This is a genomic window from Allopusillimonas soli (assembly GCF_004153445.1).
Taxonomy (GTDB): Bacteria; Pseudomonadota; Gammaproteobacteria; order Burkholderiales; family Burkholderiaceae_B; genus Allopusillimonas; species Allopusillimonas soli.
This window is the reverse complement of sequence record NZ_SDQC01000017.1, coordinates 1-1,217: the sequence shown is the minus strand read 5'-3', so window position 1 is coordinate 1,217 and position 1,217 is coordinate 1. Positions and strand designations below refer to the sequence as shown.

Genomic DNA, 1,217 nt, shown 5'->3' with positions numbered 1-1,217 from the left:
ACTGCACCGACTGCAATCGATATTTTCGCCATCGCTTTGCGGGCATCCGGCCACGGCGCCGGGCCACCGAGGCCTATCGGCTGGAGGTCTTCGAGGCCCACGATGGCGGCGTGAGCCAGCGCCAACTGACGCGCACGCACCGGATCGGCAGCGCCACCGTCGAGCGCTGGTACCAGTCCTTTATCGGGCAACGGGTCTCGGAGCTCTCTGGCCGAAGTTGTCCGCAGGTGCTGGGCATTGACGAGCATTTCTTCAGCCGCAAGAAGGGCTACGCCACCACCCTGGTTGACTTGAGGCACCACAAGGTGTTCGATGTGGTGCTGGGCCGCTCGGAAGCGAGCCTGCGCGGCTATTTGAAGCGGCTACCTGGCCGCGAGCATGTGCGCGTCATTGTGATGGACCTATCCGAACCCTATCGGCGCATCGCCCAGCAGTACTTTCCCAACGCCATGATCGTGGCCGACCGGTTTCACGTCGTGCGGCTGGTGAACCAGCACTTTCTGAAGCTGTGGCAGCAGCACGATCCTGAAGGGCGCAGGAACCGGGGGTTGATCAGTTTGATGCGCCGTCATCACTGGAAGCTCTCGTCGGTGCAAAAGGAGCGCTTGCATCGATACCTGGCCCAAATGCCGGTGTTGCAGGCGCTTTACTTTGCCAGACAGCAACTGAACGGGTTTCTGGTGATGAAGAGTTTGAAACGCAAACGGGCCAAGCAGCTGCTGCCCGAGTTCCTGGCGTTGATCCGTCAGTTTGAGCAAAGTCCGGCCAAGGCGCTGGCCGCTACGTTAACATCGTGGCTCGAGCCCATCGTGCGCATGTGGCGCTTTACCAAGTCTAATGGAATCACCGAGGGCTTCCACACGAAGATGGAGATGCTCTCGCGCCGAGCGTATGGGTTCAGAAATTTTGAGAATTACCGCATGCGGGTCTTGGCTCAGTGCGGGTGGGATGGTGTGATTAACCGAGTTTGACGAATGCCCAGATCCCCCGATAATGGAGTAGAGCCGGCTCGAGCCCATCGTGCGCATGTGGCGGTTCACCAAGTCTAATGGGATCACCGAAGGGTTCCACACCAAGATGGAGATGCTTTCACGCAGAGCGTATGGGTTCAGGAATTTTGAGAATTACCGTATGAGAGTCTTGGCTCAATGCGGTTGGAATGGTGTAATTAACCGAGTCTAATGAATGCCCTGATCCCCCGATAATGGAGTAGAGCC

At 58.1% G+C, this 1,217-nt stretch carries 1 protein-coding gene and 1 pseudogene; both read left to right on the top strand.

Going from position 1 to position 1,217, the window contains the following annotated elements:
* Positions 1-971, top strand: a 971-nt coding sequence (locus ERD78_RS19680; protein WP_129971599.1) for an ISL3 family transposase, incomplete at its 5' end; no start/stop codon positions are given.
* A 40-nt stretch (positions 972-1,011) separates the two neighbouring features.
* A pseudogene (locus ERD78_RS19675) lies at positions 1,012-1,182 on the top strand (transposase); the annotation flags it as partial.
* Positions 1,183-1,217: the final 35 nt, after the last annotated feature.